Origin of the sequence: Pseudomonas sp. IPO3747 (assembly GCF_013385245.1) — a bacterium.
Lineage (GTDB): Bacteria > Pseudomonadota > Gammaproteobacteria > Pseudomonadales > Pseudomonadaceae > Aquipseudomonas > Aquipseudomonas edaphica.
This window is the reverse complement of record NZ_JACAQL010000004.1, coordinates 195,608-211,664: the sequence shown is the minus strand read 5'-3', so window position 1 is coordinate 211,664 and position 16,057 is coordinate 195,608. Positions and strand designations below refer to the sequence as shown.

11 protein-coding genes are annotated in these 16,057 nt (G+C 59.6%); 7 read left to right on the top strand and 4 right to left on the bottom strand.

What is annotated here, in order from left to right; all coding sequences use genetic code 11:
* Positions 1 to 31 precede the first annotated feature (31 nt).
* Positions 32 to 925: a LysR family transcriptional regulator gene (locus HX790_RS07915; protein ID WP_176991406.1), complete on the top strand. Its 894-nt coding sequence runs from the start codon at positions 32 to 34 to the stop codon at positions 923 to 925.
* 142 nt (positions 926 to 1,067) lie between these two features.
* Positions 1,068 to 1,190 (top strand): PA1414 family protein, encoded by a 123-nt coding sequence (locus HX790_RS29560; RefSeq protein ID WP_017134862.1) that lies wholly within the window; start codon positions 1,068 to 1,070, stop codon positions 1,188 to 1,190.
* 196 nt (positions 1,191 to 1,386) lie between these two features.
* Here the strand turns inward: HX790_RS29560 and HX790_RS07910 are convergent, their stop codons facing one another.
* Genes HX790_RS07910 through speB form a run of 4 tightly spaced genes read right to left on the bottom strand, consistent with a single transcriptional unit; the run spans position 1,387 to position 5,809 of the window.
* Positions 1,387 to 2,769: a sodium:solute symporter gene (locus HX790_RS07910; protein WP_017134863.1), complete on the bottom strand. Its 1,383-nt coding sequence runs from the start codon at positions 2,767 to 2,769 to the stop codon at positions 1,387 to 1,389.
* Between the two features lie 59 nt (positions 2,770 to 2,828).
* Positions 2,829 to 4,418 carry a cytosine permease gene (locus HX790_RS07905; protein ID WP_176991405.1) on the bottom strand — a complete coding sequence of 530 codons (1,590 nt, stop codon included), beginning with the start codon at positions 4,416 to 4,418 and terminating at the stop codon, positions 2,829 to 2,831.
* Between the two features lie 21 nt (positions 4,419 to 4,439).
* Positions 4,440 to 4,859 carry a nuclear transport factor 2 family protein gene (locus tag HX790_RS07900; RefSeq protein ID WP_017134865.1) on the bottom strand — a complete coding sequence of 140 codons (420 nt, stop codon included), beginning with the start codon at positions 4,857 to 4,859 and terminating at the stop codon, positions 4,440 to 4,442.
* Complete coding sequence (gene speB / locus HX790_RS07895; protein WP_017134866.1) at positions 4,859 to 5,809, bottom strand: agmatinase; 951 nt, start codon at positions 5,807 to 5,809, stop codon at positions 4,859 to 4,861. Before speB ends, HX790_RS07900 begins: the two co-directional genes overlap by 1 nt.
* A gap of 229 nt (positions 5,810 to 6,038) precedes the next feature.
* On the opposite strand from speB, the gene HX790_RS07890 reads away from it, so the two are divergent.
* The 5 genes from HX790_RS07890 (at position 6,039) to rlmD (ending at position 15,954) form a co-directional block, all read left to right on the top strand.
* On the top strand, positions 6,039 to 6,932 hold the full coding sequence (locus HX790_RS07890; RefSeq protein ID WP_017134867.1) for a LysR family transcriptional regulator: 894 nt from the start codon (positions 6,039 to 6,041) through the stop codon (positions 6,930 to 6,932).
* Between the two features lie 6 nt (positions 6,933 to 6,938).
* Positions 6,939 to 7,538, top strand: a complete 600-nt coding sequence (locus HX790_RS07885; RefSeq protein WP_017134868.1) for a tRNA-uridine aminocarboxypropyltransferase — start codon at positions 6,939 to 6,941, stop codon at positions 7,536 to 7,538.
* Positions 7,539 to 7,600: 62 nt separating this feature from the next.
* The gene (locus tag HX790_RS07880; protein ID WP_176991404.1) at positions 7,601 to 13,594 is read left to right on the top strand and encodes an NEL-type E3 ubiquitin ligase domain-containing protein; all 5,994 of its coding nucleotides are present in this window, start codon (positions 7,601 to 7,603) and stop codon (positions 13,592 to 13,594) included.
* 105 nt (positions 13,595 to 13,699) lie between these two features.
* Complete coding sequence (gene cysM, locus HX790_RS07875; RefSeq protein ID WP_017134870.1) at positions 13,700 to 14,602, top strand: cysteine synthase CysM; 903 nt, start codon at positions 13,700 to 13,702, stop codon at positions 14,600 to 14,602.
* The gene (gene rlmD / locus HX790_RS07870) at positions 14,602 to 15,954 is read left to right on the top strand and encodes a 23S rRNA (uracil(1939)-C(5))-methyltransferase RlmD (protein ID WP_176991403.1); all 1,353 of its coding nucleotides are present in this window, start codon (positions 14,602 to 14,604) and stop codon (positions 15,952 to 15,954) included. Before cysM ends, rlmD begins: the two co-directional genes overlap by 1 nt.
* Positions 15,955 to 16,057: the final 103 nt, after the last annotated feature.

Genomic DNA, 16,057 nt, shown 5'->3' with positions numbered 1-16,057 from the left:
GTGAGTAACTTGTTCAGTTTTGGAGAAAGGTATGGAGTTCAGTCAATTGCGCATCTTCCAGGCCGTGGCGGAAGAGGGCTCCATCACCCGCGCGGCTGAGCGCCTGCATCGCGTGCCCTCGAATCTGTCGACACGGCTCAAGCAAATGGAGGAGCAACTGGGCGTCGAGTTGTTCGTGCGCGAACGCCAGCGCTTGCAGCTTTCTCCCGCAGGCAAAGTGTTGCTGGACTACAGCACTCGACTGCTGGCGCTGCATGATGAAGCCCACGGCGCGGTGCAAGGAGGGCAGCCGGCGGGCGATTTTGTATTGGGCAGCATGTACAGCACGGCCGCAGTGCATTTGCCCAAACTGTTGGCGCGCTATCACAAGGCGTATCCGATGGTGAACCTCCAGGTGCAATCGGCGCCCAGCGGCGAGTTGCTAGAGGGCTTGATCACCGGGCGTCTGGACGCGGCCTTTGTGGATGGCCCGATAACGATCGCGACGCTGGACGGCGTGCCGCTGTGCGAAGAGCGCCTGGTGATCATTTGCGAGGCGGATCACCCGCCCGTGCGTGGCCCCCTGGACGTCGCCGGCCGCTCGGTGTTCACCTTCCGACGCAGTTGCGCCTACCGTGCGCGCCTGGAAACCTGGTTTTCCCACGAGCGTGTGGCCATGGGCCGCGCCATCGAGATTGAGTCTTACCAAGGCATGCTCGCCTGCGTGATCGCCGGTTCCGGCGTGGCATTGATGTCAGAATCAATGCTCGACAGCCTGCCAGGCAAGGACAGTGTGTCCGTTCATCCGTTGACCGGGCCTTTTGCCACTGCTACTACCTGGTTAATGTGGCGCAAGGGCATGCTCGGCGCTAACCTCAATGCATGGATCGATCTGCAACAAGAGGGCAAGGCCGATTTCCTGCAAGACGCGCGCGCGATTGCTTGAACGATCCGTCAGGATTCAGATCAATCCTGTAATAGTTCGTTGTGGTTTCGTTCAAGCATTACGTAAGACTTAGAGCTACTATCACTGTAGGAAAAGGCGACAGAACTCCCGCCTAGCCGCATTACCCTCAAAGGGGGCAACCATGAAAGAGAAAATTCAAAACTGGCTCCACGACCTCGGCGTTGCGCTGGGCTTGATTGAACCGCCACTGCAGCCGATACCGATTCGCACGGATGACGAGCAGCGTCGTCCGCGTCGCCGCTAAGCTCAGGTAGCAACAGGTTTTAGAATGTGGGAGCGGGCTTGCCCGCGATAGCGGTGTATCAGTCGATTTAAAGTTGACTGACACACAGTTATCGCGGGCAAGCCCGCTCCCACAGTCGTTTTGTGCAAGGCAAAAGAATGGGCGCGACATCCGACGTCGCGCCCGCTGAAGAAACCGCTTTAAATCCTGTTACCTGTCAAATGGCCCTGGCCACCGAAGCCTCTGGCCGACGTGACAACAAGCTCACCAATACAAAACTCACCAGCCCAACCGCCAGGCTGTAGTAGATCGGCGTATTCGCGTCCAAGCCGTCTTTGAACATAAACACCAGCGCCGTCACAAAGCCCAATGTCATGGATGCAATGGCGCCGGAGGTGGTGGCGCGCTTCCAGAAAATTGCGCCCATCAGCGGGATCAGCATGCCGCCCACCAGCAGGTTGTAGGCCAGGGTCAGGGCGCTGATCACGTCGTTGACCACCAGCGCGATACCCAGCACGGCGATACCGGTCAGCATCGTAAACAGACGGTTGATGCTCAGGCTCGACTGCTTGCCGCCACGCAGGCGTGGCAGCAGGTCTTCGGTCAGTACGGTGGAAGCGGCGAGCAGGCCGGCGCTGGCGGTGGACATCATCGCGGCCAGTGCGGCGGCGATCACCAGGCCACGGATGCCGTCTGGCAGCGAGGCTTTGACGATGGCGGCGAAGGCGTTGTTGACGTTGTCCAGGTTCGGCAGCAGCACATGCGCGGCCATGCCGATCAGGGCACAGGCCAGGCCGTAGAGGATGCAGTAGAAACCGGCGAACGTGCCTGCGTACTGGGCGACTTTTTCGTCACGGGCGGTGAACACGCGTTGCCAGATGTCCTGGCCGATCAGGATGCCGAAGAAGTAGATCATGAAGTAGGTGATGATCGTGTCCCAGCCGATTTCGGTGAAGCTGAAATTCGACGCCGGCAGCTTGGCCACCAGTTGATCCCAGCCGCCGACGCGGTACAGGCAGATCGGCAGCAGAATAAACATCAGGCCGACGGTCTTGATCACGAACTGCACGATATCGGTAAGGGTCAGTGACCACATGCCGCCGATGGTCGAATACACCACCACCACGCCACCGCCGAGCAGCACCGACACCCAGAACGGCAGGCCGAACAGCACTTGCAGCACGGTGCCGATGGCCAGGATCGAGGTCACGCCGATCATCAGCGCGTAGGCCAGCATGATCACCGCACTCGCTTGGCGGGCCATCGGGTTGTAACGTTTTTCCAGCACCTGGGTGACGGTGAAGATCTTCAACTTGAGCAGCGGCTTGGCCAGGAACAGGTTCAGCGCAATGATCCCTGCGCCCAGTGCGGCGCACAGCCAGAAGCCGGAAATGCCATGCACATAACCCAGGCGCACGGTGCCGACGGTGGATGCACCGCCCAATACGGTGGCGGCCATGGTGCCCATGTACAGCGACGGGCCCAGGTTACGACCGGCCACCAGGTAGTCTTCGTGGGTCTTGGCACGGCGCATGCCGTAATAGCCGAGCACGAGCATGCCGGCGGCGTAGATGAGTACGACGAATAAATCCAAAGCCATGACGGCGGTTCTCCGTTTATTTTTTTAGGCTATTGAGAGGTTTTCTGCAGGAAGGGCACTTACTGTGGCGAGGGAGCTTGCTGTGGCGAGGGAGCTTGCTCCCGTTCGACAGCGAAGCTGGAGCCGGCTTTTTTAGGGCCGCTCCGCACCCCATCGGGAGCAAGCACCCCAGCGGGAGCAAGCTCCCTCGCCACTACGGCCGGGCCATAGACTTCGGCCGGCTCCGGGAACACACGAAGCAAGGTCAGGTACACCACCGACGCCAGCCCCAGCGTCACCGGCAGGCTGATATCGATGCCATCGGCCAGGTTGCCCAGCGGCCCGACAAACTGCCCCGGCAGGTTGACGAAGCACAGGCCCACCAGTGCGCTCGGGACCCAGGCGCCCAGGCCGCGCCAGTTCCAGCCGTGGCTGAACCAGTAGCGCCCGCCGGTCTCACCGCGAGTGAACACCTGTAAGTCATCCGGGCAGTAGAAGCCGCGGCGCACGATCAGGCCGATGATCATCATCACCATCCACGGCGTGGTGCAGGTGATGATCAGCACGGCGAAGGTCGACACGCTCTGCACCAGGTTGGCGGCGAAACGTCCGATAAAGATGAAGGCAATCGACATCACCCCGATCAGCAACGTGGCCTTGACCCGCGACAGCAAGCGCGGGAACACGCTGGACATGTCCAGCCCGGTGCCATACAGCGAGGTGGTGCCGGTGGACATGCCGCCGATCACCGCGATCAGGCACACCGGCAGGAAGAACCAGCTCGGTGATACGGCCAGCAAACCGCCGACATAGTTGTTGGCCGCAATATAGTCCGGCGCCTTGATCGCCACGATGGTCGCGGTGGCGAGGCCGAACAGGAACGGAATCAAGGTGGCGATCTGCGCCAGCACGACCGCCAGCATGATGCGCATTTTCGGCGTCTCACGCGGGATGTAGCGCGACCAGTCACCCAGGAACGCGCCGAAGGAAATCGGGTTGCTCATGGCCACCAGCGCCGAGCCGATGAAGGCAGCCCAGAAACCAGCCTGGCCCATGGCGACGCTGCCGGCGAAGTGGCTGTCGAACGCTGGTGCGAACGCGAAGATGCCCAGCAGAAACAGCAGGCTCGCCGCCCACACCGCAATGCGGTTGACCCACAGCATGAAGCGAAAGCCGTAGATGCACACGGTCAGCACCAGCAAGGCAAACAGGCCGTAGGCCAAGCCCAGCGTCAGGTCGGTTTCCGGCAGGCCAATCAGGCGTTTCGCACCACCGACCAGCGCATCACCCGAACTCCACACCGACAGTGAGAAGAAGGCAATCGCCGTCAGCAGCGACAGAAACGAGCCGACAATCCGCCCATGCACACCAAAGTGCGCACCGGAAGACACGGCGTTGTTGGTGCCATTGATCGGCCCGAACAGGCCCATGGGCGCCAGGATCAGCGCGCCCACCAACACGCCCAGCACAATTGCCCAGACCCCAGCCTGGAACGACAAACCGAACAGCACCGGAAACGAGCCCAGCACGGCGGTGGCAAAGGTGTTGGCACCGCCGAAGATCAGGCGAAACAGATCCTTGGGTCTGGCGGTACGTTCGTGGTCCGGGATCTGTTCGACCCCGTTGGTTTCTATTCTGCGAATACTGTTTTCGTTGTTTTTATTATTCATGATCAGCTCCGATCACATTGGCTAAGGGGGCGGCAGCCCTTCCGGCATAGCGGACAAATGTTCGTGACAGGCCAGCCACAGGCCTTGTTGTTTTAGGTGAGACGCTTGCCGTTTGAAGACAATGGTCTCGCGCTCCTGGCTAAAAAATTGCTCCCCGTTCATGCGCAGCTCGGTGGCCACGTCATGAATAAATATCGCCACGTCACCCTGCAGGCTGACCACGGCATTGCTTGAGCTGCAGGACAGCACTTCAAACCCCTCGTCCGCGCGCCAGCTGTCCCACAACGCCTGGTAGGCATCGCGACTGAGCAGAGGCTGGGGCAGGGTGTAAAACACGAAGCTGGCATCGGCCGTGAACGCGCCAAAGTAAGCCTCGCGGTCATTAGCGGCGAAGGCTGCCACCAGGTCGGCGGCGGCTTTCAGCACCTCTTGGGCGCTCATCAGCGGTGCGCCACGCCGGGCAGTACGCAGAGCATCTCGTACAGCAGGTTGGCGCCGAGCAGCGAGGTGTTGCCGGTGGTGTCGTAAGGCGGCGAAACTTCTACCAGATCACAACCAACCAGGTCGAGGCCCTGGCAACCACGGATGATCTCGATCGCCTGAATAGTGGTCAGCCCGCCGATTTCCGGTGTGCCGGTGCCGGGCGCCCAGGCGGGGTCGATGCCGTCGATATCAAAGCTCAGGTACACCGGGCCGCCACCGACTTTTTCGCGCACTTCGGCCATCAAGGGGGCGAGGGAGTGGTGCCAGCATTCTTCGGCCTGGACCACGCGAAACCCCTGTTTGCGGCTCCAGTTGAAGTCTTCGGCCGTGTAGCCCTGGGCACGCAGGCCGATTTGTACAACACGATCGCAATCGAGCAGGCCTTCTTCCACGGCGCGGCGGAAGGTGGTGCCGTGGGCAATTTTCTCGCCGAACATATGGTCGTTGACGTCAGCGTGGGCATCGATGTGCACCAGCCCGACCTTGCCGTGCTTTTTGTGGATAGCACGCAGGATCGGCAGGGTGATGGTGTGGTCACCGCCCAATGTCATCGGGATCACGTCGTGCTCAAGGATCTCGTCGTAGGCTTCTTCGATGATGCGCACGGCGTCGAGCAGGTTGAAGGTGTTGATCGCCACATCGCCAATGTCGGCAACCGACAGCGAGTCGAACGGTGCGGCGCCGGTGGCCATGTTGTAAGGGCGGATCATCACTGATTCAGCGCGGATTTCACGCGGCCCGAAGCGGGTGCCGGCGCGCAGCGACGTGCCGATATCCAGAGGCACGCCGATAAAGGCAGCATCCAGGCCTTTGGCCGTTTGCAGGTGGGGAAGTCGCATCATGGTGGCGATGCCGGCGAAGCGCGGCATTTCGTTGCCGCCCAGTGGTTGGTGGAAAATCTTGTCCACGGGAGTGCCTCATCGTTGTTTTGTTTATTAGGGGCCGATTCTGCGAAAAGCCCGTGGCGGGAAGAATCGGCAGAGGCAAATACTTAGTTCAGATTTTTCTAAACTAATGCTTGAGTTAAACTCGGCCCAAATGTGGGCGCTGGCTTGCCTGCGATGGCGGCGTTGAATTCACTGTTGCGATCGCAGGCAAGCCAGCTCCCACAGGATTTTTGTGTTCCGCGGAGAACAAATGGCCAACGCCTTGCCCGACCTGAAACTCCTGCGCATCTTCGTCAGCGTCGTGCGCCACCAGGGTTTTGCCAATGCCCAGCACGAACTCAACCTGTCGACGTCGGCCATCAGCACCTACATGAGCCAACTCGAATCGGCCTTGGGCCTGGTGCTGTGCCATCGCGGCCGGGGCGGATTCAGCCTGACCAGCAAAGGCGAGCTGTTCCATCAGGAAACCTTGCGTCTCTTAGGTGAACTCGAAGGCTTCGAGCAATACGCCGCCGCCCTCAAAGGCGAGCTGCGCGGCACCCTCAAGCTGGGCGTGCTGGACTCCACCGTCAGCGACAAGGCCTTGCCGTTCGCCGAAGTGATCGGCGCCTACAGCCTCGAACACCCGGCCGTGCATCTGCATCTGTCGGTGATGAGCCCTTACGAGCTGCAACTGGGCGTGCAGGACAATCGCCTGGACCTGGCCATCGGCGCGTTCTCCAACCGCATGAGCGGGCTGATCTACATGCCGCTGTATCGCGAACAGCACTGGCTGTATTGCAGCACGCGCCACCCGCTGTTCAACGAGCGGCGTATCCCCGAACAAGTGATCACCCAGCAACGCATGGTCGGCCGTGGCTATTGGAGCCAGGCCGAACTGGCGCGGCATGGTTTCAAACACAGCGCGGCCACCGTGGAAAGTATGGAAGCCCAGTTGATCCTGGTGCTGTCCGGCGCCTATATCGGCTACCTGCCCGAGCACTACGCCCAGGCCTGGGCCGACAAGGGTGACTTGCGCGTTTTGTTGCCGGCAACCTTCGGCTACCAGGCGCCGTTTTCCATGATCATGCGCCGTGGCCGCAGTCGCGAACCGCTGATCCAGACTTTCCGCGATCTGCTCAAAGCGCAGCTCAACCAGGCCTGATAAACCATGTCCAGACCCCAATGCCCTCGCTGCCTCAGGCCCGTTACTCACTGTCTGTGCGCGCTGATCCCCAGCCTCGACAGCCGCACCCGCATCTTGCTGTTGCAGCACCCGAGTGAGGTCAATCACGCGCTCAATACTGCGCGCTTGGCGGCACTGGGCTTGAACAATGCGCAGTTGGTGGTGGGCGAGGTGTTTGATGACCTGGCCATGCTGTTGAGCCCGCCGGGTTATCAGGCACGCCTGCTGTTCCCGGCGGACGATGCTGAGCCGTTGCAAACCTATACGCCGAGCGATCAACCGCTGTTGCTGGTGGTGCCCGATGGCACTTGGCGCAAGGCGCGCAAGCTGCTGCACCTCAACCCGTTGTTGGCGGCTTTGCCGCGCGTGGCCCTGGCGGGCGAGCGCGTGTCGCGTTATCGGTTACGCAAGGCACCCGGCCCGGGCGCTTTGTCGACGGTGGAAGCAATCGTGCAAGCGTTGCAGGTACTCGAAGCCCCGGCTTCATTTGACGCGTTGCTCAAGCCTTTCGATGCGTTGATCGAAGGCCAGATTGCCGCCATGGGCGAGGCGGTCTACCAGCGTAATCACGTAGAGGCTACATAGCTACCGCCTGGCGTAAGCGCCGCTGATTAGGCTCGTCATTTATCACACCCTTTGAGGGAAAAATGACAGAGCCTGAAGAGACACTCCCACTTCGACCCATGGATACGTTGTCTGCGTATATCCAGGAACAACAAGCCCAAGGGCCGTTGATGACTGGCGCAGAGTGGTCCATAACACGCGTCTTGTTACCTTTGCGCAAGACACTTGAGCGCTTTTTCGGCGGCCTTGATGAGCAAGAGCAGCAAGACTACATACGTTTGCAAAAGGCCTACGTCAGCGCACAAACCACATTCGAAGCGGCTATCAAGCAACTCGGCGCGGACCTTGAAACCACCTTGTTGGCGAGCCTGACTGCAAGGCTGAAAGCACTGGCCGGCAAAGAGGTTGATCCCAAGGTTGCGCGTATCCATACCCGCTATGTGAAACCGGCTGATACATCGACGCCAAACAACCCAACCCTGCGAGTTCCACGCGCGATAGATGACCGCGTGGACAGCGAGGGCCTGTCCAGCGTCACCCTGTGGGAGGCCGCCTGCATGAACTACAGCGGTTTGTCGGGGTGGGGCTTTCCGGGGCATGTCAGCCTGAAGGAGGCCAGCTATCTGGATTCGAATGTCGGAATCAGCGCGGCGGATTTCATCGAGCTGGTGCGCGAACTCAATCTTGGCACCCAATTGCGCACGCGCCTGGACAGCGCGCTGCAGAGCTCTACGCTATTGGGGGTGCAGGTGTTGGCGCTGGCAACTGCAGAGCTTGAATTCGCGTTGATAGAGGCCTTGAGGACCACCGACCGAAGCCGGGTTGACCGGGAAAAATACCACGCTGTGGTGGGTGCGTTGTCAGGCGAGTCGCCTTGGGATGTCACTCAAGAAGTGAAACTGTTCATTCCCTATGGCCCGAACAATATCAATGGGACCGAACGCTACGGCCTGCTTGGCGTATACACGGACCTGCCAAGAGGTGACTACCTGAGCATTCCTTATGTGATTTTCTCGGTCAAAGGATGCAAAGGCGCGTTCAGCTATTTCCCCGACCGGCCTGGCGGTGCCCTCAAGCACTACGACAAGTTTTCGGAGGCTGCCAACGAATTTTATGTCGGCTTCAAGGCGTTTCATGCGCGAAAGGAAATGGGGTGGTTGTATCAGTCCATGTCGCTGTCCGACTACGCGCGCTTGAACGCCAGGCCGGCGAAAGAAAGCAGGCCGGAGGAGCTCAATGCATTTGCGCAGTTCTTACACCGGTTGTGCGGGCGTGCAAGCAGGCTTACCCAGGTCAACCACATCGGCTACAAGCGCGATAGCGTTTACAACGCGCCGACAGTCAGCCTCTATCGTTTTTACATCGAGCGTTGCCGAGCCAACCTCAAGGTATTGGCGCATGAAACGCCGGGCGCCATGGCCACCTTGCTTGAGTTTTCCCAGACGCTGTTCGGTGAAATCATCAACCTGCTGTTGATCCCGGTGCCAGGGCCTTTGAAAGGCCTTGGGCGGTTGAGAGCGTTCGCCCTGTTCACTTCAATAGGGCTGACATTTTTCCAGGCGCTGCAAGAGGATAGCCGCGCAAACTTGGTGCAATTGGCGATAGATATCGCTGACTTGCTCAGCAGCAGGTTTTTGCACCGACGTTTGGCCCCGACGGTCAGGCGCCGGCATCAAGCGTTGTATAGCCGGCTGGCCCAGCAAAGCAGACTGATGACGACCACTGAGCGCAAGAGTCAGACAGGCGGCCAACTGGTTGAAAAAATGATGGGCGCCACCGACGTACCCACACAAACGTTAGAGCGGATCGTCAGCCTCAGTAATAGCTCGCGAGCCGACCTGGACCAGGTATGGGATGGAGCACCGCCCTCGGCATCGCTGGTTGAGGCGGTGAATCGGTTTAACGTCGACAAGCTGATCGACTGGGCTGCCAAGGGGGCCGACGCTAACCTTCCCGAGGCGGTCGGTGCCGTTGAGATTCTCGCTCCGCTACTCACCCAGCATAAGGATTGGCCGAAAAGCACATCCTTGAGCATTCAAAACCCGCAAGGCGTGGAAGTACGGCGCTATAGCAAACGTGCGGATCACAAGACCACGGCAGTGGTCACGGTCACCGTGTTGGAAAGCGGACTGTTCGCTTATTCAACGCCACGCCGGATCAGCGCTCATTTGCCCCAGGCTATTGTCGATTTGCTACCCGACGTTTTTTTATCGCGCAGGTCGACGTTGGTCGAGCAACTTGCCGATAAAGCCGACGCATTGCGCATTGATCTGTTTGAGGCACTCACGGTGTATGCCGATACCAGTCGATCCGCGGCCACGGGCGCACCAGCATCAGTGCTTCGATTACTGCCTGACAGCGTTGCCAGCGCTACCCCGCCGCACCCCGTGATTGAGCAGTTACATACCTTGCACCCCGGATTGAGCCGGGCACGGTTGCTGGAAGTGCTGCGCCGAAATCCGTTGTCGGAACATCAGCAGGCACAACTCCTGCAATCGCAACTGCAACCCGAAGCGCTTTACACCGCGCTGCGCTCTGCCCGTCAGGTGGCACGCGCAGAAACCATGGTTGACGGCGTACTCCATCCTCGGCGCTTCAGTCAGAAAATTCAGAACTGGGCTACGGAGTTTGCCGTCCAAGCACTGCGCGACCTGACCGGCCAGGTACTCGTCATCAGCCCTGAAGCGCAAGCGATACCTTATGTTTCACGGGGACCGCTGGACAAAACCATCGTCGTGATCGATCACGGGCGCGGACAGTTCTCGTTGTTTGACATTCAATCCCCCAAACCAAGGTCGACCGAAACCGATGATTTATATCAAACGGTCGTGAGCCAAATCTCTGAAACCGACCTGTTACGGTTGGGGTGGGACGAGCAGGGCGCTGCCTCTCAGTTCCGGCACACAGTCGCCCAGGCCTTGCTCAATAACCGTACGGCCGATGGCAGGTTTTATCCGGCACGCCGTGAGATCGGGCAATACGCCAGCGTTGTCGAGACGTCAAATATGGTGCCCGAGCCTGACGCGCTCGGCCTTTACAGCCCGGGCAACGATCGCTTCGTGTTTATCGAGGGAAATTATTTCAAAGTCATCCAGGGGCAAGGGCTGGTCCCCTGGCGTATTCAACACCCATTGCTGGAGCAGGCCTATGCACCCGTGCTGACCCACAATGGCGCGGGCGCCTGGCGCCACGAATGGGAGAACCCGCTGACCTGGGACGGGCAGAAGCCGTTTTATCGCCTCGGGCCATCGTTTCGTGCGTTGACGCCGGATGCCATTGTGCAGATCCAGCAGATAAGTGGAGTGACGCCGGACATCCTGCGCCGGATGCACGCACGTAATGAACGGCCTCCCGCTATCCTGAGAGAGACCGTCGAGCGCTTCACGATTCATCAGCGGCTCAAGACGCACCTGGAAGGCATGGAGACGCTTGAGGGCACCGCGTTGGGGCGCGATTTCCTTGATGAACTGCTGGGAGAGATTGGGCCGGCCAATGCCGATGCACTGGTCGGGCGCGCCGGAGTCAGCAGGGCGGACCAGGTGTCCGTGCTGGAGGCCAAGGTTATGACCAATAAACCCAGGATGGAGCGGCTTTTTTTCAAGGCGTTGTGTCATAAAAGCGCGCAGTCGTCCGACCCTCTGGCGCAAGTGCTGCAGCGCGACTTTCCCGGTTTGACTGCGGTCATTGCCCAAGACTTGGTGAGTCAGTCCACGCCTGCTGAGCGAAGTAGTCTGGAGGCCGGTCGCGTGCCGTTGACGCTTACGCCACTCGTGCGTTGGTGGTTGCATTCTCTGCGCAAGGCGCGCGCCTTGGAGGGGGTACATATGCCTATCACCGGTGATGAAGACAGCGCGAAATTAATCCTGCGGACACTGTCGGACATCAATGGATGGCCAAAGAACCTGCGGGTCGAGGTGTGGGAAAGAGGGCGTCTGATTGACAGCATCGGCGCCACTGACTCGCCGCATAAGCGTGTGCTGGAGGTGCAGGACGGTCAGTACCAGGCGTACACGGTGCAAATCAACGGCGGGCGCCAACCGATAGGCGGCTACGGTGAGTTTCTGGTGGTTTTGTTAAATGCACTGCCGACGGCGGAGCGCCAGGCCTTGGGCTACACCCATGTGACGGGTGTTGAAGAACTGACACAGGAGATTGCGCGGCGACTGGAAACCCAGCCAGCGCTCGGCGACTCCCGGTTTAATATTGAAAAGCTGCTCGGTATGGAGCCACGCCCCTGGTTTAACCCGCCGCAACGGCTCAGTGATGGGCGTATTGGTTATCCGCTGAGCGGCGATGGCGGTTCAGGTGGCGTAGCGGCTGCGCAGGTGGCGCAGTGGCGCAAGTTGTTTCCGACCAAGACCGATGCAGAGGCGAGTGAGAGAGTCCTCAACCTGGGGGAATCCTTCGCGGAGCGACAGTCCGCCATCAATCAACTTTTTTCTGAACAGGAGGCCTTGAATGCCAGCCTGGAGCGATGGTGCTTGCTGGGCGATAGTGTGAACTTGAGCGCACACCTTCAAGCCTCTGAACGTATTCGACGTTGCTGGAGCCGACAGGAGTCCGTACGTGGTATGCCCTATGAGCTTTACCTCGACGACCTTGCCCTGAATGACCTGCCTGAGACGACTGCGAGCTTTTCCCACGTCGATCTGCTGAGCTTGAGGAACAATCAGTTGCAAACACTGCCGACAGAGTTCCTCCGGTGCTTTGGGTTTCTGCGCAGTCTCTCTGTTGATGGCAACCTGTTGGATCATCTGCCTCAAGGGTTGTCAGAGCTGCGGTATTTGCAGCAACTGAATTTGTCGAACAATCGTATTCGGCCCAATTTGCAGGATGTTCTGGGTCTGAAAGAGTTGACACGCCTGACCTGGCTGGACCTGTCCTATAACCCTCTGGGGCAAGGCAGCCGGCTGAACCTGTATCGTCTGAAGGCGTTGGAAGTCCTCAACCTCAAGAATACACACATCCATCAGTTGCCCCGGGGTGCGGTGACTCTGCGACGTCTGAGTACCTTCGATCTGCGCGACAATCAGCTTCATGTACTGACCGAAATGGATCTGGGCCTGAACCTCAATGTCCATCGTGCAATGGATTTGCAGGGCAACGAGTTGGCTGCGAGCACATTGGAGGTAATCCGCCAATACCAACAAAGACCGGGTTACCAGAATGTTCATTTCGGCGTGTCGGACGCTTCACTCACGGTGTTGTCTTCCGTTGACCCCTGGTTGATATCGATTCCCGCCGGCGAGACAGCGCAACGTCGAGCGCTTTGGTCTTTGATCGATGCGAATCGTAATTCCCAGAACTTTCGCGTGCTGCTAGGGGTTTTTGCCGCCTATCCGCCATTTTTAGCTGCCAAGTATCGAGCATTGCGCGAGGACATCAGCCGCAGAGTCTGGCAATTGATTGACTGCGCCACCCATGACACACACATTGAACGGGTTTTGTTTGAGCAGCCCTTGGAGTACATCCGGGCCCAGGCTGATGGCTGGCTGCTGTGCCTGAATGATCTGGAACTTGCAGTGTTGCCGTTGCAGATGCTGGCACCAGGCAGTCAAGCCGTGGCAGCAGACTTTTTGAATTATTACCGAGGATCTAATCGGATCGCGTCCATCAAGCAGCGGGCCACTTTAGACTTTCCAGCCCATTCAGGCGTTGAACACAGTATGTTCTTGCTGGGTTGTCGGCTCGCCTTGGCGCAGGATCTGAATCTACCCCTGCCGCTCACGATGCGTTTTTCTACACCCGTCGTGGAAATTGATCCGCAGGTGTTGAATGAATATCGCCTGGCCATTATTCGTGATGAGGCTCGAATCAATTGGCCGGATTTACTCAAGGATAAAGAATATTGGGTGACGTTTCTGGAGCTCAAATACCCGTTAATGTTTGAGGCGGCGCGAAGCCCGTACGATGAGCGGTATCAGCAGGCTTTAGAGCAAGTCCAAGTCGGGGATTTGAGCGAAAATGCTTACTTTATCAAGGGGGGCGAGATTGCTGTGGCAATGCTCTCAGCCAAGAATGACCTCGTTCTGCAGTTGACGGCGCAGGAATGGGCGGCATTTGTCGGCAGCGACTGACTGCGCTTATATCTGTATTGAATAAGCACCACACTTTGCGTGATATGGCCCGCCGGCCTTTCCCGGTATGATGTTCGCCCCCGCAGTCTGGATTGCGAATACGCCATGACCTTGCAGTACCCTACAATCGCCGATTGCGTCGGCAACACGCCCCTGGTCCGCTTGCAACGCATGGCGGGTGAAACCAGCAATACCTTGCTGCTCAAGCTCGAAGGCAACAACCCGGCCGGTTCCGTCAAGGACCGCCCGGCGTTGTCGATGATCACCCGCGCCGAGTTGCGTGGGCAGATCAAGCCGGGCGACACCCTGATCGAAGCCACGTCGGGTAACACCGGCATCGCCCTGGCCATGGCCGCGGCGATCAAGGGTTACAAGATGGTCTTGATCATGCCCGACAACGGCAGTGCCGAGCGCAAGGCGGCGATGACCGCCTATGGCGCCCAACTCATCCTGGTCACCCAGGAAGAAGGCATGGAAGGCGCGCGTGACCTCGCTGAGCGCATGGCCGCCGAAGGCCGTGGCGTGGTGCTCGACCAGTTCGCCAACGGCGATAACCCCGAGGCACACTACACCAGCACCGGCCCGGAAATCTGGCGCCAGACCCAAGGCAGCATCACCCATTTCGTCAGTTCCATGGGCACCACCGGCACCATCATGGGTAACTCGCGCTACCTCAAGGAGCAGAACCCGGCGATCCAGATCGTCGGCCTGCAACCGATGGAAGGCGCGGCCATTCCCGGTATCCGTCGTTGGCCTGAAGAGTACCTGCCCAAGATCTACAACGCGACGCGCGTGGACCGCATCATCGACATGGCCCAACGTGAAGCCGAAGACACCACCCGCCGTCTGGCGCGTGAAGAAGGCATCTTCTGTGGCGTGTCCTCCGGTGGCGCTGTGGCCGGTATGTTGCGTCTGTCCAAAGAAGTTGAAAACGCGGTGATCGTCGCGATCATCTGTGACCGAGGCGACCGCTACCTGTCGACCGGCATCTTCGACGAACCCAACTGATGGCCAAGCACGAGAGAGGCCTGCGCTTTCAGCCGACGGGCGGCAGCCGCGCCCCGCAGATTCCGGTGGGCAAGAAGCAACGCCTGACCATCGAACGCCTGGCTAACGATGGCCGCGGCATTGTGTTCTTTGAAGGCCGCACCTGGTTCGTCAATGGCGCGCTGGCCGGCGAAGAAGTCGAAGCGCGGGTGTTGGGCGCCCACGGCAAAATCGTCGAGGCGCGTACCGAGCGTGTGTTCAAGGCCAGCGAGCTGCGTCGCCCGGCACCGTGCGCGCACTTCGGCCGCTGTGGCGGTTGCAGCGTGCAGCACCTGCCCCATGACGAACAACTTGCCCTGAAACAGCGCATGCTCGCCGAGCAACTGACCCGTGTGGCCGGTGTCGAACCGCAAGAGTGGGCGGCACCGTTGAGCGGGCCGGAGTTCGGCTACCGTCGCCGCGCCCGTGTGGCGGTGCGCTGGGATGCCAAGGCCAAACAGCTTGAGGTGGGTTTTCGCGCCGTGGCCAGCCAGGATATCGTCGCTGTCGATGATTGCCCGGTGCTGGTACAAGCCTTGCAACCGATCATGCAGCGTTTGCCGAACATGCTGCGCCGCCTGAGCAAACCACAGGCGTTGGGGCATGTGGAGTTGTTCAGTGGTTCGTCGATTGCCGTGTTGCTGCGGCACATGGCGCCGCTGTCCGAAGCGGACCTGCAGGTATTGAAAGAATTTTGCACCTTCCATGACGCCCAATTGTGGCTGCATGGCGAGGGCCAGCCGGAGCCGGTAGAGCCGGGTCAGGCGCTTGGTTTTAGACTGGCGGCGTGGGATCTGGAACTGGCTTACCGTCCGGGAGATTTTGTCCAGGTCAACGCCGGAGTCAACGATGCGATGGTCGCCCAGGCCCTGGAGTGGTTGGCGCCAAAGGCCGAAGAGCGGGTGCTGGACCTGTTTTGCGGGCTGGGCAACTTTGCCCTGCCACTGGCCAAACAGGTGCGCGAAGTGGTGGCGGTAGAGGGCGTGCAAGCCATGGTCGAGCGGGCGGCGCAGAACGCCGTCAGCAACAATTTGCATAATGTGCAGTTTTTTCAGGCCGATCTGTCTCAGCCTTTGACCGACGCGGAGTGGGCCAAACAGGGCTTTTCTGCGGTACTCTTGGACCCACCCCGTGACGGTGCCCTGGAGGTTGTGCGCAAGCTCGCCACCCTGGGGGCCAAGCGCTTGGTGTATGTGTCCTGCAACCCGGCCACGCTGGCGCGGGACACGGTTGAGTTGGTCAAGCAAGGCTACCGGCTAAAACGTGCCGGGATCCTCGACATGTTTCCGCAAACAGCGCATGTCGAGGCCATGGCGTTATTTGAAGCGGGCTAGGATGCCCGTTTAATCCGACTGGCCTGTCGTCTCCTGGGCCGTGACCTGTCAGGGAGTGGTACCTAGCCTAATGGTTGCACCGCTAGGGTTACGCAGCAGGTCA